The 19,081-nt window shown below is 59.0% G+C and carries 19 protein-coding genes and 1 pseudogene; 17 read left to right on the plus strand and 3 right to left on the minus strand.

Annotation, left to right across the window (positions count from 1 at the left end; translation table 11 throughout):
• The first annotated feature begins 37 nt into the window (after positions 1–37).
• The 3 genes from GVK95_RS22805 to GVK95_RS22815 all read left to right on the plus strand — a co-directional run bounded on the left by GVK95_RS22805 (position 38) and on the right by GVK95_RS22815 (position 2,972).
• Complete coding sequence (locus GVK95_RS22805) at positions 38–652, plus strand: TetR/AcrR family transcriptional regulator (RefSeq protein ID WP_159952986.1); 615 nt, start codon at positions 38–40, stop codon at positions 650–652.
• A gap of 686 nt (positions 653–1,338) precedes the next feature.
• The gene (locus tag GVK95_RS22810) at positions 1,339–2,175 is read left to right on the plus strand and encodes an alpha/beta hydrolase (RefSeq protein WP_348532458.1); all 837 of its coding nucleotides are present in this window, start codon (positions 1,339–1,341) and stop codon (positions 2,173–2,175) included.
• Positions 2,176–2,255: 80 nt separating this feature from the next.
• Positions 2,256–2,972: a gamma-glutamylcyclotransferase gene (locus GVK95_RS22815; RefSeq protein ID WP_159953027.1), complete on the plus strand. Its 717-nt coding sequence runs from the start codon at positions 2,256–2,258 to the stop codon at positions 2,970–2,972.
• Between the two features lie 3 nt (positions 2,973–2,975).
• Here GVK95_RS22815 and GVK95_RS22820 read toward each other — a convergent pair whose 3' ends face one another.
• On the minus strand, positions 2,976–3,875 hold the full coding sequence (locus GVK95_RS22820; RefSeq protein ID WP_159952988.1) for a LysR family transcriptional regulator: 900 nt from the start codon (positions 3,873–3,875) through the stop codon (positions 2,976–2,978).
• A 114-nt stretch (positions 3,876–3,989) separates the two neighbouring features.
• Between GVK95_RS22820 and GVK95_RS22825 the strand changes: the two genes are divergently transcribed.
• The 9 genes from GVK95_RS22825 to GVK95_RS22865 all read left to right on the plus strand — a co-directional run bounded on the left by GVK95_RS22825 (position 3,990) and on the right by GVK95_RS22865 (position 13,538).
• The gene (locus GVK95_RS22825) at positions 3,990–4,922 is read left to right on the plus strand and encodes a VOC family protein (RefSeq protein WP_159952989.1); all 933 of its coding nucleotides are present in this window, start codon (positions 3,990–3,992) and stop codon (positions 4,920–4,922) included.
• Between the two features lie 690 nt (positions 4,923–5,612).
• Positions 5,613–6,581, plus strand: coding sequence for a helix-turn-helix domain-containing protein (locus GVK95_RS22830; protein ID WP_159952990.1), 969 nt, complete (start codon positions 5,613–5,615; stop codon positions 6,579–6,581).
• Positions 6,582–6,976: 395 nt separating this feature from the next.
• A complete protein-coding gene (locus GVK95_RS22835; RefSeq protein ID WP_159952991.1) occupies positions 6,977–7,678 on the plus strand; it encodes a hydrolase in 702 nt (233 codons plus the stop codon).
• 66 nt (positions 7,679–7,744) lie between these two features.
• Positions 7,745–8,032, plus strand: coding sequence for a XapX domain-containing protein (locus GVK95_RS22840; protein ID WP_159952992.1), 288 nt, complete (start codon positions 7,745–7,747; stop codon positions 8,030–8,032).
• Positions 8,032–10,014 (plus strand): amidohydrolase, encoded by a 1,983-nt coding sequence (locus tag GVK95_RS22845; protein ID WP_159952993.1) that lies wholly within the window; start codon positions 8,032–8,034, stop codon positions 10,012–10,014. The genes GVK95_RS22840 and GVK95_RS22845 overlap by 1 nt, the downstream gene beginning before the upstream one ends.
• 173 nt (positions 10,015–10,187) lie before the next feature.
• On the plus strand, positions 10,188–10,631 hold the full coding sequence (locus tag GVK95_RS22850; RefSeq protein WP_159952994.1) for a DoxX family protein: 444 nt from the start codon (positions 10,188–10,190) through the stop codon (positions 10,629–10,631).
• A complete protein-coding gene (locus tag GVK95_RS22855; RefSeq protein ID WP_159952995.1) occupies positions 10,628–12,226 on the plus strand; it encodes an MFS transporter in 1,599 nt (532 codons plus the stop codon). Before GVK95_RS22850 ends, GVK95_RS22855 begins: the two co-directional genes overlap by 4 nt.
• 163 nt (positions 12,227–12,389) lie before the next feature.
• Complete coding sequence (locus GVK95_RS22860; protein WP_159952996.1) at positions 12,390–13,067, plus strand: YoaK family protein; 678 nt, start codon at positions 12,390–12,392, stop codon at positions 13,065–13,067.
• A gap of 48 nt (positions 13,068–13,115) precedes the next feature.
• Complete coding sequence (locus GVK95_RS22865; RefSeq protein ID WP_159952997.1) at positions 13,116–13,538, plus strand: DUF1622 domain-containing protein; 423 nt, start codon at positions 13,116–13,118, stop codon at positions 13,536–13,538.
• A gap of 795 nt (positions 13,539–14,333) precedes the next feature.
• On the opposite strand, the pseudogene GVK95_RS22875 reads toward GVK95_RS22865, so the two are convergent.
• A pseudogene (locus GVK95_RS22875) lies at positions 14,334–14,435 on the minus strand (transposase); the annotation flags it as partial.
• A gap of 220 nt (positions 14,436–14,655) precedes the next feature.
• Between GVK95_RS22875 and GVK95_RS22880 the strand changes: the two are divergent.
• The 5 genes from GVK95_RS22880 (at position 14,656) to GVK95_RS22900 (ending at position 17,834) form a co-directional block, all read left to right on the plus strand.
• Entirely contained in the window at positions 14,656–15,363 is a 708-nt protein-coding gene (locus tag GVK95_RS22880; RefSeq protein ID WP_244618871.1) for an SDR family NAD(P)-dependent oxidoreductase, read from the plus strand.
• Between the two features lie 10 nt (positions 15,364–15,373).
• The gene (locus GVK95_RS22885) at positions 15,374–15,592 is read left to right on the plus strand and encodes a hypothetical protein (protein WP_159952999.1); all 219 of its coding nucleotides are present in this window, start codon (positions 15,374–15,376) and stop codon (positions 15,590–15,592) included.
• A gap of 159 nt (positions 15,593–15,751) precedes the next feature.
• Complete coding sequence (locus tag GVK95_RS22890) at positions 15,752–16,852, plus strand: Rieske 2Fe-2S domain-containing protein (RefSeq protein WP_159953000.1); 1,101 nt, start codon at positions 15,752–15,754, stop codon at positions 16,850–16,852.
• A 71-nt stretch (positions 16,853–16,923) separates the two neighbouring features.
• On the plus strand, positions 16,924–17,622 hold the full coding sequence (locus GVK95_RS22895; RefSeq protein ID WP_244618872.1) for a hypothetical protein: 699 nt from the start codon (positions 16,924–16,926) through the stop codon (positions 17,620–17,622).
• Positions 17,619–17,834 (plus strand): hypothetical protein, encoded by a 216-nt coding sequence (locus GVK95_RS22900; protein ID WP_159953001.1) that lies wholly within the window; start codon positions 17,619–17,621, stop codon positions 17,832–17,834. The genes GVK95_RS22895 and GVK95_RS22900 overlap by 4 nt, the downstream gene beginning before the upstream one ends.
• 16 nt (positions 17,835–17,850) lie before the next feature.
• Here GVK95_RS22900 and GVK95_RS22905 read toward each other — a convergent pair whose 3' ends face one another.
• A complete protein-coding gene (locus GVK95_RS22905; RefSeq protein ID WP_244618873.1) occupies positions 17,851–19,080 on the minus strand; it encodes a CoA transferase in 1,230 nt (409 codons plus the stop codon).
• Position 19,081 lies beyond the last annotated feature (1 nt).

Here is a 19,081-nt window from a genome sequence, read left to right on the forward strand (position 1 = left end):
ATATAGTTTAGACTAGATAAATTGCTGGAGGCCGGTGATGGCTATGGGTCGTCCGAGGGAGTTCGATATTGATGAGGCGGTCGCGGCCGCGCTGCCGTTGTTCATCGAAAAGGGCTATGAGGGGGCGACGTTCGGGGAGCTGATCGCCGCCATGGGGATCAAGCCTCCGAGTTTCTATGCTGCCTTTGGCAACAAGGAGGGATTGTTCCGTTTTGTGATGAAGTTGTACGCCGACCGCGGAGCGCCGATCGTTGCGGATGCGCTATCACAGCCGACCGCTTACCGTGCCATCGAAAGATTGCTGCGCCTGACTGCTGACGCTGACACAGATCCGACCAGACCTGCCGGATGTCTTTACGTGCAGGGTGCGCTATCGTGCAGCGACAAGGCGGTGGATATTCGCGACGAACTGAAAGTCCTCAGAACCGCAGCCGAACCGCTTCTTGAGGCGCGAATCGAGCAAGCATTTTACGAGGGCGATGCTTCAATCGAAGGCGTACCACGGAAACTTGCCCGTTACGTCTCGACGGTCATCCAGGGCTTAGCGGTGCAAGCGGCCGGAGGAAGTACCCGCACGGATCTGCATGAGATTGTGGATGTCGTTCTCGACAACCTGTCGCGACACCACATTATACTGACGTCAGACGAGTAGCGGTCAGCAACGTCTCTGACCAGCAGCCTCAAACGCCGTCTCTGGGGATCTATGCAGAGGAGAAAATCCAAGGGGCGTGACGTGCGAGGAGCTCTTTTATGATCAATGGTTTAAGCGATGGACATCGCGATCACCGAGTCAAGTGTTCACATGCCTGCAAGGCGAGCGGATGGAAATGGGATGAATGCGGAAATTATTTCCGCATTCAATGGAGGGTCGACGGTTCACATCCTATCAAGGGAGCCGACAATATGCGGGCGATAGCCGGGGGGTCTTGAGGTTTTACTTTTCGTCGTTGCGACAGATGAGAGTGGCGCTGTATCTTTGTGTTCGTCGACATGGGCCGGATCAGGTCCACTTGGACAATTTGGCTCGACCCTCGAACCATTGCCCGCGCACTCCCAGAACTTTGCAATTATTGCTAATATCGCAATTATATCGAAACAATTGATGCAATTGTTGGGCCGGCGGTAAACCGGCAATATGTGTCCATCAGACGAGCCAAGCACGGCTGACTCCGAACCGACACAATTGCAGGATGCGACATGACCGAGACTTTTCCCATGACGCGCCGTGGCGCGCTGCTTTCAGCCGGTGCTGCCGCAGCCACGATGACAATGTCACCCACTTTCGCTTTTGCAGCCAACGCTGCGCCTATCACGAACTCATTTGAAGGACAAAACACGATGGCATACGTAACCACCAAGGACGGCGTCGAAATCTTCTACAAGGACTGGGGTCCGAAGGACGCGCAGCCAATCGTTTTCCATCACGGCTGGCCGCTTTCGTCGGACGACTGGGATGCGCAGATGCTGTTCTTCCTGTCGAAGGGTTTTCGCGTTGTCGCCCATGACCGTCGTGGCCACGGCCGCTCCGCCCAGGTCTCCGACGGGCATGATATGGATCATTACGCCGCCGACGCATTCGCCGTTGTCGAGCATCTCGACTTGAGGAATGCCGTCCACATCGGCCACTCGACCGGTGGCGGTGAAGTTGCCCGCTATGTTGCCAAGCATGGCCAGCCGGCCGGCCGCGTTGCCAAGGCCGTGCTCGTCTCAGCCGTTCCGCCGCTGATGCTGAAAACTGCCAGCAATCCGGGCGGCCTGCCGATGGACGTGTTCGACGGCATCCGCAAGGGTGTTGCCGAGAACCGCGCTCAGCTCTTCCTCGATTTTCCGACTGGTCCGTTCTATGGCTTCAATCGTCCCGATGCGAAGGTCTATCCCGGTGTCATCCAGAATTGGTGGCGGCAGGGGATGATGGGCAGCGCCAAAGCCCATTATGAAGGCATCAAGGCCTTTTCCGAGACCGACCAGACCGAAGACCTGAAGGCGATCACCGTCCCTGTTCTCGTGATGCATGGCGATGACGACCAGGTGGTGCCGATCGACAATGCCGGCAGGCTTTCGGTCAAGCTCGTCCAGAACGGCACGTTGAAGGTCTATGCCGGTTACCCGCACGGCATGCTGACCACCCACGCGGACGTGCTGAACGCAGACCTGTTGGCGTTCATCCAGAGCTAACCCTCCCAAGGGCGCGGCTGCGACGGGAAACCGTTGCGGCCATTCTGCCAAATCCATGCCAGACGTTGATCGAGACGATGATGGAATTAACCCCTGATCTTGTTGCCCTGACGATCAGACATGTCCGTGACGACGGCCCCGAGCCGGGCTGGACCGCGCTTTCTGAGGCGGAGCTCGACGGTCTCGTTGAGAAGATAGAAGACGAAGTCGGCGGCGATCCACTGATGGTCTTTGCCTATGGGTCGCTAATGTGGAACCCAGAGTTCGAACCCGCCAGCCGGCAGCGGGCCACCGCTTACGGATGGCATCGCTCGTTCTCCCTGAAGATCAAGCGTTGGCGAGCAACCAGTGACCAACCCGGCTTGATGATGGCCCTTGAGCGTGGCGGCCAATGCGATGGCGTCGTCTTTGAACTGTCAGCCGACCGGCGGCGTCAGGATCTTCGCGCGCTCATCGCACGTGAGGTCAAGTATACCGAGGTCATCGATATGGTCAGTTGGCTGCCAGTCCGCACGGAACATGGTGTCTGCAAGGCTTTGACTTTCTGGGCGAGCACGAAACGCAGCGGGCTCACACGACCTCTGCCAATCGAGGAAGCCTCCTGTCTTATTGCAAGAGCCTGTGGTGAGGGCGGATCCTGCGCCGAATATCTGCACAAGACGATCATCGATCTTCAGACGGAAGGTATCCGCGACCGCAATCTGTGGCGTTTGCAGGCGTTGGTGGCCGCGGACATCGCCGCAGGCCGCGATGCATTGGTCTCGACGCTCTTGGCTGTTCCTGTCCAACCCAGGTGAGAATTAGTCGAGCATCACCATATGCGCCCCAACCTGCTCCTCGAAGAATTTTGAAAACGAGGCGATGCGGGGCGGCAGAGCTTGATAAGGGGGATAGTAAAGGGTCAGCCATAGATCGGGCGGCGCCCATCCCTTTAGAACCTGGACGAGGCGCCCGCTTTGCAAGTGCTCGGAGATATGGAACCCTGGCAGCATTGCAACGCCGGCGCCATCGGCCGCCATGTCGGCGAGGACCTCGCCATTGTTGGCACTGAACCCACGGCCGGCCGAGATCGTCATGCTCGATCCGCCATCCGACAGCACCCAGTTTTCCCGTCTGCTTTCGCCACTATAGGCAAGGCAATCGTCCGGCGTCAGTTCGCTTGGATGTTGCATCTCAACGAACCGGCTTCCGGGGGCTGCCACGAGGATGCGCGGGACGAGCCGGATCTTGCGCCAGATGGTGAATTTGTCCGACGGCTGAGACGAGATACGGATTGCGAGATCGAAATCGTCGTCGATGATGTTCACCATGCCATCCGAAAGGGAAATCTCAAAACTCATCTTCGGATAGAGCTCTCTGAACCCTGACAGGATCGGAGGCAAAACAGCCTTGCCGAACCAGGTCGGCGAGCTGATGCGCAAACGACCCTGATCTGCCTTATGCGCATTTCTGACATCCTTGCGGGCACTTTCGAGTGCCGCGATTGCCGGCTGGATCTGCGCGGCAAAAACCGCCCCGTCGGTTGTCAGCGAAACCTGGCGGGTCGTGCGCACAAACAGTTGCACACCGAGATCGTCTTCAAGGGCTGCAATGGCACGCGTTACCGCTGCGGGTGTCATATCCAGCTCGCGCGCAACCTGCGCAAAATTGCGCTTCTCGGCAGCCAGTAGGAAGGTTTTCAGCGCTTTGTAATCGTTCATCTCATTATTTCAAAATGTGCAATTCATTCGAGAGAAATATTGCAATTCTGCGTCGGGATCAATCGGTTTAAACCTGCATCCAACGAAACAGGAAAGCTTGGAAAGTCACGGACCATGATCAAGGATATCAAAGGACTGCATCACATCACATCGATGGCCTCCGATGCGCGACAGAACAACCGGTTCTTTACCGAGACATTGGGCCTGCGCCGCGTCAAGCAGACGGTGAATTTTGACGATCCAAGCGTCTACCACCTGTATTATGGCGATGAGAACGGCTCCGCCGGCTCGGTGATGACTTACTTCCCGTTCCAGAACATGATGCTGGGCCGGCCTGGCGTAGGTGAAGTGAGCGAGACGCAGTTTTCCGTTCCGAAAGGTTCTCTGAAGTTCTGGCAGGATCGCTTCACCGCGCAAGGTGTCGATGGATTGGAAACGGACACGGCATTCGGCGCCAACCGCCTTCGCTTCATGGGACCGGACGGTGACGGCCTTGCGCTGATAGAATCGGCAGACGACAACCGCGCTCCCTGGCTTGCCGAGGGCATTCCGGACGATGCGGCTATCCGCGGTTTCGCGGGCGCGCGTTTCAGCCTGAATAATACGGGTGCAACCGAAGAACTGCTCGGCTTCATGGGATATCAGCGTGCCGACAGCGAGGGCGATGTCACCCGCTTTATCATTCCCGATGGAAATGGTGCGGATACGATCGATCTTACGGCATTGCCCAAAATACCGTTTGCCCGACCAGGTGCCGGCTCAGTCCATCATATCGCTTTTGCCGTCGATAACCGCGAAAAGCAGCTCGAAGTGCGCAAGGCGCTGATGGATACGGGCTATCAGGTGACGCCTGTCATAGACCGCGACTACTTCTGGGCCATCTACTTCCGCACGCCCGGCGGCGTTCTTTTCGAGGTCGCCACCAATGAACCTGGCTTCAATCGCGACGAAGATACTGCGCATCTGGGTGAAGCGCTTAAGCTGCCGAGCCGGTACGAGGATTTCCGGGATCAGATCCAGACCAACCTCGCTCCACTGGCCGCCTGAACCCGGCATCGTTCCAGAGGTGAAGGAATAACTGAAGCGTCGTGGCCCCTTTGGTCACGGCGCTTCAGTGCGTCTTGCGCGACGAGTGAGCGGTCCACGTCATCCCGGCCGATCAAAGGGAGGAGCGCTGCCCCTATGTCTCGCACGGTCGTATCGCCCATGCCACGACAGACCGTCAGATCACCAACACAAGGCTGGCCTGTCTTCTCCCCAAGTTCGCTCAGATGCTTTCGTGGGATATGAACGACCAGTGCATCGAACTGGCCTTGGACGGCGATAGCTGCCCCGGTCACGAGGCTGATGAGGCAGATGGAACCCTTCGGATAGAGCCTTGGCGGCGAGGGTGGCCTGCCATCGGAATGTACGACGTCGATCATGTATAGCAGAATCAGAAAGGCATCATCGGCAGGGATGACGACGGAAGGCTACGCTCCGTCATAACCGCGGATGACGTGGGCCATCGTAATTTCAGCCTTCTGGAGAGGTCGAGTTACGAGAGTGGGTGGGCTGGCCGCCCCGAACCACCTACTCATGTTGTTCGGCGATCGCCGATGTTTCGGTCACAACAAAACTCTTATGAAAAAGTCACGGACGTCGAACTGACTTCTTGATCCGGAGGTTTGCAATATCACGTTCAATTCACTGTTGTGGCGTATCATAGCACGGTAGTGAACGGCCAAGAGTTTCCCGATGAGCGACGGGAAAGAGACTAGCCGTCTGGCTTGGTCGAACTGGAAGGTAGCGTTTTTGCTGAAGAAATCCACCGTTCCTTCGGAAATTCCCGGCATTGCATCGGTCGACAGCTTCGGATGCCCGTTCGACAAACTATACACGAACCAGAAAATTCGCGGAGCTGGTCTCACCATACAGCGCAAGGGATCGCAGGAAGCGCTTCTGCAGCAGGTAGCCACTCCGGCAAGCGATCGCGGGTTTGTCGTGGGTGTTTCCACGCTGCCCGGCCATACGCGTCGCATCTTTCACGAATACCACGCAACAACCCATGTCTTCGAAAACGACGCCGTCTATATCCGCAGACTGGGCGACGACTACAAAGCCGAACTTGAGACCCCTTTCGACTTCGTCCTACTCGAAATATCCCCGAACTCCCTGGCCCTGATCGCGGAGGAGGCCGACCTTTCGATGGTATCGGCGTTGAACACCGTTACCGCCCAGGCGGATCCCGTTCTCGCGAGCCTCGCGCGTGCGCTGGTACCCGCGCTCCAGCATCCGGAGAAGGCGAGCGCCCTGTTCATTGATCAACTGGCCACCGCGATTGGAACTCATGTCGTTCAGAAGTACGGCGACCGTGTCGTCTCGTCCGGCACAAGAACGCGGAAACTCTCCCGTGCTCAGGAAAATGTCGCCAAGTCGCTGATGCTCGACAATCTTCATGGTCACGTCTCGGTCGCGGAATTGGCGCAAGCCTGCAGTCTTTCACGCGGCTATTTCATCCACGCTTTTCGTGAAACCACGGGCATGACACCCTATCAATGGCTGTTGCGCGAGAGGGTTGCTCAAGCACGGGCAATGTTGCTCGACACGAGTTCAAGCCTTTCCGAAGTGGCGATCTCATGCGGTTTTTCGGACCAGAGCCATTTCACGCGCGTCTTTGCGAATGTCGTCGGCACCACACCAGGCATCTGGCGGCGCAACGCCTGAACATCCGGGCATCATGATCGCGACTGCGTCGGGTGTTTCGCCGGTCTTTCGTTCTACGCACCTGACTATTCAACAAGACCCGCTGTGCACTTTAAGCGAAAACGCCTGTGATCGGGGAGCGGCAAGCGCCTCCTACAATAGCGACGGCAACAGGCGGCAATTTTGATTGTTGCGGAAATGGCAATTCATTCACAAATAATATTGCAATTCTGCGTCGAAAGCCGATGCGATAGTTTTCTAATCAGCAGCCAAGACAACGAGTGAACGGCTTACCTCGCAGGTGCCGGGAGCTTTGAGGATTGCAGAGCGAGCGTCACCACCCGACGCCCCATCGAACGCTGCCGCCTGTTTCTGATCCCGCAAAAGCGGTCCACATAACCCACGAGGAATTGACCATGTCCAAGCTCGAAGTCCTGACCCCGGCAAACAGCCAGCTCATCTTCATCGACCAGCAGCCGCAGATGGCGATGGGCGTTCAGTCGATGGATCGCCAGACGCTGAAGAACAATGTCGTTGGCCTTGCCAAGGCTGCGAAGATCTTCAACGTTCCGACCATTATCACCACGGTCGAAACGCTTTCCTTCTCCGGTCATACCTTCCCCGAACTGCTCGCCGTATTCCCGGAGAACGACATTCTCGAGCGCACCTCGATGAACTCCTGGGACGACCAGAACGTCCGTGACGCGCTGGCTAAGAACGCCACCGAGGGCCGCAAGAAGATCGTCGTCGCTGGCCTGTGGACCGAAGTTTGCAACACCACCTTCGCGCTGTCGGCCATGCGCGACGTTCCGGATTACGAGATCTACATGGTTGCCGACGCCTCCGGTGGCACCTCCAGCGATGCGCACAAATACGCGATGGACCGCATGGTGCAGGCCGGCGTCATCCCGGTCACCTGGCAGCAGGTTCTGCTCGAGTGGCAGCGCGACTGGGCACACCGCGAAACTTATGATGCGGTCACCTCGCTCGCCAAGGAACATTCCGGTGCCTACGGCATGGGCATCGATTACGCCTACACCATGGTCCACAACGCCGCCGAACGCGTAACCCACGGCAAGCGCATCGGCCCGAACCCGGCCCAGAAAACCGGCAAGTAAGAACCTGATCTGGCCGCTTCGACAACCCCGTCGGAGCGGCCTTTCCGTAATCGTGGAGGACATCCTATGAAGATGTATCTTTTGTCGCTCGGCGCAGGTCTGCTCGTCGGCATCGTCTACAGCCTCTTGAACGTCCGCTCGCCGGCTCCGCCGGTCATCGCCCTCGTCGGTCTTCTCGGCATTCTCGTCGGCGAACAGATCGTCCCGCTCGCCAAATCTCTGTGGAGCAAGGAGCCCGCGGCCGTTTCCTGGCTCAATCAGATCAAGCCCCACATGTTCGCTCACCTGCCAAAAGGTGGCGAGGGCTTGGAGGTTGCTCGTCGTGCAGAAAGCGAGAATAAGGAGCAGAGCTGATGACAACGCGTCGGACCTTTCTTGGCGGAGCCTCGAGCTTGGCGTTCTCAAACCTCTTCTCACCGGCCAACGCCGCGGATCCCAACCAGACCGGAGTACAAACCATGCATCCCGACCTGATCTTTCATAGTGGGCGCGTCACGACACTCGATCGCGCCAATCCAAATGCGACAGCGATTGCCATCAAGGACGGCCTGTTTCTGGACGTCGGCACGGACGGCGAGATCATGGCGCTGGCAGGTCCCGATACCAAGATCGTCGACTTGAAGGGCAAACGAGTCCTGCCGGGTCTGATCGACAACCATACCCACGTCGTTCGCGGCGGCCTCAACTACAATATGGAACTGCGCTGGGACGGGGTCCGTTCGCTCGCCGACGCGATGGACATGCTGAAGCGGCAGGTGGCGATCACACCCGCTCCACAATGGGTCCGTGTTGTGGGCGGTTTCACGGAGCACCAGTTCGCGGAAAAGCGTCTGCCAACAATCGAAGAGATCAATGCGATCGCACCCGATACCCCGGTCTTCCTGCTTCATCTCTATGATCGGGCACTTCTGAACGGCGCAGCGCTCCGCGCCGTCGGTTATACCCGCGACACGCCGAACCCGCCGGGCGGCGAGATCACCCGCGACGCCAATGGCAACCCGACCGGACTGCTGCTGGCCACACCGAATGCCGGCATTCTCTATTCGACGCTTGGCAAGGGGCCGAAGCTGCCGCTCGACTACCAGGTCAATTCGACCCGCCACTTCATGCGTGAGCTGAACCGCCTGGGCATTACCGGTGTTATCGATGCCGGCGGTGGTTTCCAGAATTATCCTGACGACTACGAAGTCATCCAGAAGCTTTCGGACGAGAACCAGATGACGGTGCGTCTGGCCTACAATCTCTTCACCCAGAAACCCAAGGAAGAAAAGGAAGATTTCCTCAACTGGACGTCCTCGGTCAAATACAAGCAAGGCAACGACTATTTCCGCCACAACGGTGCCGGCGAAATGCTGGTCTTTTCCGCCGCCGATTTCGAGGATTTCCGCCAGCCGCGCCCGGAAATGGCGCCGGAAATGGAAGGCGAGCTCGAGGAAGTGGTTCGGGTTTTGGCCGAAAACCGCTGGCCATGGCGTATGCACGCGACCTATGACGAGACAATCTCGCGTTCGCTCGACGTCTTCGAGAAGGTCAACAAGGACATACCGCTCGAAGGCCTGAACTGGTTCTTCGACCATGCCGAGACGATCTCGGATCGCTCCATCGACCGTATCGCAGCGCTTGGCGGCGGTATCGCCACCCAGCATCGCATGGCCTATCAGGGCGAATATTTCGTTGAGCGTTACGGCCACGGCGTTGCCGAAGCGACACCGCCAATCCGCAAGATGCTCGACAAGGGCGTCAATGTTTCGGCCGGCACCGATGCGACCCGCGTCGCCTCCTATAATCCGTGGGTCTCGCTGTCGTGGATGGTGACGGGCAAGACGGTTGGCGGCATGCAGCTTTATCCGCGTGCCAATTGCCTCGACCGCGAGACGGCGCTTCGCATGTGGACCGAAAAGGTTACGTGGTTCTCCAACGAGGAGGGCAAAAAGGGGCGCATCGAGAAAGGCCAGTTCGCCGATCTCGTCGTACCGGACAAGGACTTCTTCTCCTGCGCCGAGGACGAGATTTCTTTCCTGGTCTCGGAGCTGACCATGGTCGGCGGCAAGATCGTCTATGGTTCCGGCGACTTCAGAGCGCTCGACGAGAACGACGTGCCGCCAGCCATGCCTGACTGGTCGCCTGTGCGCAAGTTCGGCGGCTATGCTGCCTGGGGCGAGCCGGAAGGGGCAGGTGCCCGCTCGCTTCGACGTACCGCGATCTCCACATGCGGATGCGCAAGCGACTGCGGTGTGCATGGTCACGACCACGCCGGGGCCTGGACGTCGAAATTGCCGATCGCTGACCTTAAAGGCTTCTTCGGTGCGCTGGGCTGCTCCTGCTGGGCAGTCTGACCTCTAGACCAGCTTGGGCGGCCGTATTGTCGCCCAAGCGATCCATATGATAATTGCAGTTTGCGCAATTGAATCGACACTATTGCTGCAATTGTTGGCATGGCAATAACCAGCCAATATCGCTCCATCAAACGCAGCCGTTCGATCAGACCGGCGAACCTGCAGGAGCAACGATGCCACATCATACCTACACCTCTCAGACGGCCATGTCCGGTCTGCCACGTCTCATCGGTTCGCCGATCGTACGCACAGTCGCGCTGCTTGCGCTCTGCGCAGCCTATATTCAGGGCCCGCTGACGAAGATCTTCGATTTCAATGGCGCACTGGCCGAGATGGATCATTTCGGCCTCCATCCTGCACCCTTCTTCGCTGTCGCTGTCATCGCGTTTGAGCTTGCGGCCTCGGCATTGGTGGTTTCCGGCGTCCTTCGTTGGGCCGGAGCCTTGGCGCTCGCAGGCTTCACCATCCTGGCGACTTTCCTCGCCCTTCGCTTTTGGGAAATGGCGCCCGGCATGGATCGCATGATGGCGACCAATGCCTTCTTCGAGCACCTCGGCCTTGCGGGTGCTTTCATCTTGGTCGCTGCGAACGATCTCACCAGGGGAAAAGGCAAATGAGCGCTTTGAAATCCTCAGGAGGCAGCTTTGCCCCCCTTGCACAACCCATCTTTGCGGTTCTCTGGATCGCCACAGTGCTTGGCAACACTGGCAGCTTCATGCGCGATGTCGCCAGCTCCTGGCTGATGACGGACCTGTCTGCATCGCCCGCCGCAGTTGCCATGGTCCAGGCGGCCGGCACCCTCCCGATCTTTCTGCTGGCCATTCCTGCGGGGGTTCTCACCGACATCCTCGATCGTCGCAAGTTTCTGATTGCCGTTCAGCTCTTGCTTGCATCCGTCAGCATAAGCCTCATGGTTCTTTCCAAGACCGGCATGCTTTCGGTGAGCGCCCTGATCGGCCTGACCTTCCTCGGCGGCATCGGTGCGGCTCTGATGGGGCCGACCTGGCAGGCGATCGTGCCTGAACTGGTGAAGCGCGAGGATGTCAAAAGCGCTGTGGCGCTCAACTCGCTGGGCATCAATATCGCCCGCTCCATCGGCCCAGCCGCTGGCGGCCTGCTGCTTGCAGCATTCGGAGCCGGGATCACCTACGGCGCCGACGTGGCCAGCTACATCTTCGTCATCGCGGCGCTCGTCTGGTGGCCACGGGCGAAGAACGCCAACGACGCACTCCAGGAAAATTTCTTTGGCGCCTTCCGGGCAGGCCTTCGCTACACACGCTCGAGCAGGCCGCTGCATATCGTCCTGCTGCGCGCCGCAATCTTCTTTGCCTTTGCCAGTGCTGTCTGGGCGCTTCTTCCGCTCGTTGCCCGGCAATTGCTGGGTGGTGATGCGAGCTTCTACGGCATCCTGCTTGGCGCCGTGGGTGCTGGTGCGATCGGTGGAGCACTGATCATGCCGAGACTGCGCGAACGCCTGAGCTCGGACGGTCTGCTCCTCAGAGCAGCCCTGATCACAGCCGTCGTCATGGGTGTCCTCTCGCTCGCCCCGCCGAAGATTGTTGCCATTATCGTTCTTCTTTTCCTCGGCGGCGCATGGATCACTGCGCTGACCACTTTGAACGGCGCGGCGCAGGCGGTTCTTCCCAATTGGGTGCGCGGTCGTGGTCTTGCCGTGTATTTGACCGTCTTCAACGGTGCGATGACGGCGGGAAGCCTGGGTTGGGGTGCGGTTGGCGAAGCTGTCGGCATCCAGATCGCCTTGCTCATCGCGGCCGCAGGACTGCTCGTGGCTGGGTTCATCATGCACCGCGTGAAGCTTCCGGCAGGCGACGCCGACATGGTGCCGTCCAACCATTGGCCGGAGCCCCTTGTTGCCGAACCCGTTGCCCATGACCGGGGTCCGGTTCTGATCCTGATCGAGTACAAGGTCGAGAAGCAGCACCGCAGCGCATTCCTGCATGCCATCGATCATCTGTCCAAGGAACGTCGCCGGGATGGTGCCTATGGCTGGGGTGTCACCGAGGACTCCGCCGACCCTGAAAAGATCGTCGAGTGGTTCATGGTGGAATCCTGGGCTGAACATCTTCGCCAACACAAGCGGGTTTCAAACGCAGACGCCGACCTTCAGGGCAAGGTGCTGACCTACCATGTCGGCCCGGAGAAGCCGGTTGTCCGCCACTTCCTGACAATCAATCGGCCGGGCGCTGCGTAAATTGAAAAAGGGCGCGGCGGCTTCGGCCGCCCTTTCCATTATGTCGATTGGCGCAATGAACTCGAAACAATTGATGCAATTGTTGAAAAGGGCGGTCGGCGCGAAACTCACCCACGCCGCGGGATGGACATCCCAAAATTCAGCATAGAGCGAGACCAAGACAATGAAGCTTCCCGCCCTTCCCACTCTCCTGAGTTTCAATGGTGGCTATGTCGACACCCTTGGCTTCCTGTCACTCTCCGGTCTGTTTACCGCGCATGTCACGGGTAACTTCGTGACTTTAGGTGCAACGATGGCGCACGGTCTGGATGGCGCATGGTCGAAGCTGCTGGCGCTTCCGATGTTCTGTGTGATTGTGTTCGCGTCTCGCCTGGTCTGCTTGAGAATAGAAAGCCGAGACCGCTCACCGATCCGTCCGATGCTTGTCGTCAAGCTGATCTTGCTCCTGGTGGTCGCGATGATGGCCTTCTTCTATGGACCCTTCCAGGGCGACAACAGCGGCATCACACTGGTCGTCGCGATGACCCTTGTGTCGGCAATGGCCATCCAGAATGGCCTGCACAAGGCACATCTCGCCAAGGCTCCGCCATCAACTCTGATGACCGGGACGACAACCCAGATCATGCTTGATCTTGCCGACCTCCTTGCCAACCCTAAGGCTGACGAGATCGCTGTCGCAAAGGCGCGGGTGAAGAAGATGGCCACCGCTGTCGCCACCTTCGCTTTCGGCTGTGGGATCGGTGCGGCTGGCTACATGTTCGCTCCCGTGGCGGCCTTCAGCCTGCCGGTCATCCTCGCCACTCTCGCTCTCTTCGCGAGCAGTACCGGAGTAGAATCCTGAACCTGCAAGAGGCTCGGCCTTATTTCCATTTCATGAAAGGAACCTCCGATGGACGTCGGGCATGATACGAGCGGTCTCTCCAGTCTGATTGCTCCCGTTCTGAAGCCTCTTGCGATCGGCCTCGAATTCTTCGGAGTCGGCGTGATCCTGGTTGGCGTCGTGATCGCGACGGTCGCCTATGCGCGAGACATTTTCGCAATCGACCACCGGGACGCATACGAGCGATACCGCGCCAACCTCGGTCGCGGCATATTGCTTGGCCTTGAGATCCTGATAGGTGCGGACATCATCGCAACGATCATTTCGCCCTTGACCTGGGAAAGCGTCGGGCTTCTCGGGATGATTGTCCTCATCCGGACTTTTCTGAGCTTCTCGCTGGAAGCCGAAATCGATGGACAATGGCCGTGGACGAAAAAATCTCATCCGCCAGTACACGCCCGCTCGCCGTCATCATCGCGGCTCGACGCTTAACGACATCACAGAGCTGTTCGTTCGATTGACACCTGATGAGCTGACGATTGTCGGACATACAGAATGGCCTTGCGCTCAAGATGGTGGGCGCTGATCTTCTCATGCATCATGACCGGCCTCCTTCGACTGGGAGGCGCTTCCGCCGTTTGCGTGGTCGACGAGCAGCCGCACGATGAGTGCCGTTTACGCCTGTTGTGTTCCTTCCGGAAATGTCTGTCATTGCGGCATCGCTGGCGTCTTCCCGCTGTGTGTGCTCGAGAACAGATCGAACTGATATGTCGTGAACTGGCGTGGCATGGACATCTCCCCGACTCGTTTCGTGAGAGATAAATGCTGCGCTCATATCCGCGCCTTGCGACGGGGTGCCTGCCTCTTCCAGCAACTTTGCCAAAGCAAGCAGGCAAGCAAAATCGGCATACGCGATTGGCAAGACCAACCAACGTGCACTCAGTGTTCGGTCAAACATCCACACCGGAACTTCGGGCAGCCGGCATGATCTCGAACCCGAAAGACTGCAGTGGAACACAGCAGATCCCTTGTCCACCAACCCATGGATATGGACGAGCCGCCCAGACCAAGGGTGCCACGGATATAAAAGCTCCCGAACCTCGGTCCCGTGGGTGTTCCGTCGCCCTCTTGTACAATAGCCGACGCCCACATTCATCCCTTGACGGGCAGACACCGGATCAGGCCTACTTCAACGCGCTGCCACCAATGAAGGTGGCGGCATAATCGAGGCGGAAATCCACCTAGCGAAACGCACGAAACTGTTCAGACAAGCCGAGCCACCTCTTTGCTCATTCCCTGTTCCCGGCATAGCTCGGGGACAGGGACGCCACCTTCCGCCTGGCGAAGGATGGCCAGGATTTGGGGTTCGCTAAATCTGCTCGTCTTTATCAAAATATCCTCGTTCACAAAGCCCGAGAAAACTCTACTTTTGAAGCCGTTAATTGCCGGGGGATTACCCACTCACCGAAGCGAGAGGCGCGCTCCATCGGGGTTAGAAAATTTCTGTCTTGCTCGCCTGTAACGTCGCTAGGCGAAGAGCGTCTAACGGGCAGACAAGGCCGTCGCGACCATCGTTGGTCTAGCTGACATTCTTTAGGGAGTTCAGATCGTGCAAAAACCTACATGCGTGATTGTGACCGGTGCTGCCGGCAATCTCGGCCGTGCAACAGCCGCGAGACTTGCTGGACAGGGTGTAAACTTGGTTTGCGTCGATCGAACGGCCGAGGTTTTGGATGCTCTCGTTCGGTCGCTTCCCTCAGGGACGAAAGCACTGATCTTTGCCGGCGCCGATCTCGGCGATCCGGCTGTCGCGCAGGCCATGGTCGAGGCGGCGGTGGATTGTTTCGGCGGCATCGATGCTCTCGTCAATACGGTCGGAGGGTTCGCGACCGGGCCGGTTGCCAGTGACGCACTTGCCCAGTGGGATCTGATGATGGCCCTGAATGCGCGGGTCGCACTGGTAACAAGCATCGCCGTCCTACCCGTGATGCAGGCTGCCCGCTATGGCCGCATCGTGCACATCGCAGCCGCCCCGGGATTGAAGGCCGGCGCAAATCAGGCTGCTTATGCTGCATCAAAGGCTGCGGTGCTCAGGCTGACGGAGAGCATTGCGCTTGAACATCGCAGCAATCGCATTACGGCCAACTGCATCCTGCCCGGCACGATCGATACGCCGCAAAATCGCGCAGCCATGCCGGATGCAAAGGTCTCTGACTGGGTGGCGCCGGATTCCATCGCCCGGCTGATCGCTTTCCTCATCTCTCCCGAGGCAGCAGTCGTGACCGGCGCTGCCATTCCCGCAACAGGATTGGAGTGAGGTCGAACGCATGGATATTTTTGCTGACCCCGTTTTCGCCGCTCTCTTTCTCTGGGTCACACCGGGTCTCATTGTGGCTGTCGCCTTTCTGGCCATCGGGATTGACCGGATCGATCACGCAGCCGTTGGTGCCTACGCGTTTCGGCCGCTGCTGATCCCCGGCATCCTTCTTCTCTGGCCACTGGTGGTGTGGCGATGGGCCATCCTTGCCCGCAGCAGCGGAGACTAGACGCATGCAGCGCGCGCACCGCAAGGCTCATGCTTGGATATGGACGGCACTGGCGGTTGCCCTGCCTGTGTGCCTGGCACTTGCCTTCACATCGACATCGAAGCTTTCCCGCGACGCTCCGTCCATACGGCTCGCGCCTGCCGATCGGCCGGAGGCTCCATGAGCACGGCATACAAGCCCGTAGGCTGGAACCGCAACAAGCTCATCTATGACGCCGTCCTGTTGTGCGGGGTGGTTGCCTACATCCTCCTCTATCTCAAGCTCGCACCGCTCCTGTCACCGACCGTGCGCGCGGTTGATACGCCCATCCTCCGGATGCGTGCCTTCGGTTCCCTGGCCTTTCTGTTGCTGACCGTCGTGCTGGCCATCGGCCCGCTCGCCAGGCTCGATCCGCGTTTTTTGCCCTTGCTGTATAATCGACGCCATTTCGGCGTCATGACGGCGGCGGTTGCGTCTACGCATGCGATGTTCGTCCTCGACTGGTACTTCGCCTTCAGCGCCACCCCGAAGCTCACCGCGCTTTTCACGAGCAATACGAGCTTCGGCAGCATTTCCGGGTTTCCGTTTGAGCTGTTCGGCATCTTCGCGCTGCTGATCCTGCTGGTGCTGGCGGCCACGAGCCACGACTTCTGGCTCTCCTTCCTCTCGCCGCCCGTCTGGAAGGCCATGCATATGAGTATCTATGCCGCCTATGCGGCTGTCGTGCTGCATGTGGGCCTGGGGGCGGTGATCGATGGATCCAATCCAATGACGGCATTGTCCCTCGGTGCAAGTCTGGTCGCGCTGTCGGTGCTGCATCTGCAGGCCGGGCGTCGGGAACAGGCGATCGATGAGGCCCCGTCCCGGATCGAAGCGGAGACAGGCTGGGTAGATGTCTGCGATCTGAGCGCCATTGAGGAAGGACTTGCCATTGTCGGCGTGTTGCCTGAAGGCGAGCGGGTCGCTGTCTTCCGGTTCAAGAACCAGTTGTCGGCTCTCTCCAATCTGTGTTCACACCAGAATGGCCCGATCGGAGAAGGCAAGGTCGTCATGGGTTTTGCGACCTGCCCCTGGCACGGCTACCAGTATCGCCTGGAAGACGGATGCGCGCCGCCGCCATTCAAGGAAAGGGTGCGCAAGTATCATGTGAAAGTCGTGGGGACACGGGTCCTCGTCGATCCTGTCGCCGTGCCGCTCGGCACAAGGATCGAGCCTGTCACGGTCACTGGCGCTATGTCCCCAGCCTCTCAGACAATGCCGACAACAAGGACTTCGCCATGATGCCTCGTCCGCCAGATCCTGGTTTTTTCATCGGTTATGCGAAGAAGGTCCCGCCGGCGATCGCGCAATGCATGCTTCTCTTCGTCGTATTTTTCCTCCTGGGCCTCGCCTTTGCCTCCCTGGCGTTCTCGCTCTCCGCTCAGAACCCCGGTTCCGGCGGTTATGTCGACGAATTGCAGGGCGGGCGACTGGCCGGTGTGCTGGAAATGCTGCCCTATCCGATCCTGCGCGTGCCCGCACGCGATGGCAGAGGCCCGCGCGCCATCATGCTGTCCGGGCAAGGCAAAGCGGGTGTCGCCAAGGACGCCGATCCTCTCAACGGGCAATGGGCCGAGGTCTCCGGCATCTTCGTCAAGCGCGGCGACCTCGACATGCTGTTGGTGGGTGGCAACCCTGGTTTGGCCAGCGCCACTTCGCCCGTGGAAGCAATTCAGCCTGCTGCACCGGTATCCCTCGGTCGTTGGCGACTGACCGGCGAAATCTGCGATGGCAAGTGTTATGCCGGAGCCATGCGGCCGGGAACCGGTCTCGCGCACAAGGCCTGCGCCAATCTCTGCATTACCGGCGGCGTGCCGCCTGTATTCGTGACGACATCACCGGTCGAGGGCCATAACTTCCTGCTGATGGCAGGCTCCGACGGAGGGCCCTTGCCCCGCGCACTGCTGAATCGGACCGGCTTGCTGATCGAGCTTGACGGCGAGGTGGAGCAGCGCGACGACATTTTGATTTTTCGCGTCAAAATGCCCGCGAAGCGTGAGATGGGCTCATGAGCCAGGACGGCAAGCCTTCACTCCTACGCCATCTCCTAGGACTTGCCGTGGCCGCAGGCCTTAAATGGTTGCTCGTGATCCTCTGGTCATACGGCCCGATTTTTCTTAGGGGCACGGCCTTCCAGGATCTGTTCACTATCGCCTATGTCGTCGCCGCTTTCGGAATTCTGACCCTCACCGAACGGATCGCAAGTGCTTGGACCGGGCCCTGAATCCGGCCACCTCACCTCAATCCGAGTCCAGCAGCCGCAGGACTGCCTCCCGATCGGCGTCGAGATGCGGCGGGCGGCTGTGGTACTGAACTGGCGTCACGGACATCTTGAGCGGATTTCCAAGAAGACTAACCGGATCCTCGGTCTCATCTCCTGGCATATCCACCACCATCCCGCGCGCCAGCGTATGGGGATCGGCCAGAACGGTATCGATCGTCGCGACGCGGCCAGCCGGTACACCGGCACCGAGCAGGCGCTGCTCCCAGGATAGGGCGGTATCCTTTGATATTTCTGCCTGGATCAAGGCTTGCAGTGCCTCAAGATTGGCGAGCCTGTCCCTGTTTCGCCGGAACCGGTCGTCTGTGGCGAGGTCGGCTCGCCCGATCGCCTCTGCAAAGCGCAGGAACTGCTGGTCATTGCCCACCGCCACCGCCAGATACTCATCGTATGCCGCAAAGGTCTGGTAGGGGGCGATATTGGGGTGTGCATTGCCGAGAGGCTTGGGCACCCGGCCTGAAACCAGGTGATTTGTGGCCGCGTTTATCAGCCAGGCAACCTGGCTGTCATAAAGGGCTAGATCGATATGCTGACCCTGACCAGTGCGGTCACGGTGTCTAAGGGCCGCAAGAACGCCGACGGTTGCATACATGCCGCACATCACATCCGCGATCCCAACTCCCACCTTGACCGGTTTACCGCCGGCTGCCTCCGGTTCACCGGTGATGCTCATGATCCCACCCATAGCCTGGATGAGAAAATCGTAGCCGATACGGTCGGAATAGGGGCCTGTCTGGCCAAATCCGGTGATAGCGCACCAGATGATATCAGGCTTGATGTGTCTCAGGTCCTCGTAGCCGACACCGCGGCGAGCGAGATCGCCAGGCTTGTAGTTTTCGACCACAACGTCCGAAATGGCCACCAGCCGGCGCAGCAACGACACGCCTTCTTCACTGGTGATGTCGATGGCGATCGATTTCTTGTTCCTGTTGGCACAGAGGAAATAGGCACTCAGGTCACTGTCATTGCCCTCGGCATCAGGCAGAAACGGCGGGCCCCAGCTGCGCGTGTCATCGCCGCTTTCGGGCTTTTCAACCTTGATGACCTCGGCGCCAAGATCGGCCATGAGCTGGGTTGCCGTCGGGCCGGCCAGAATTCGGGACAGGTCCAGAACGCGCAATCCTGCAAGGCTGCCCGGTGCAAGCTGTGTGTCTTCCTGGGTCATTGCTTCACTCTTTTCGGATGTCATG

This window comes from Rhizobium sp. 18065 (assembly GCF_902706095.1).
Lineage (GTDB): Bacteria > Pseudomonadota > Alphaproteobacteria > Rhizobiales > Rhizobiaceae > Allorhizobium.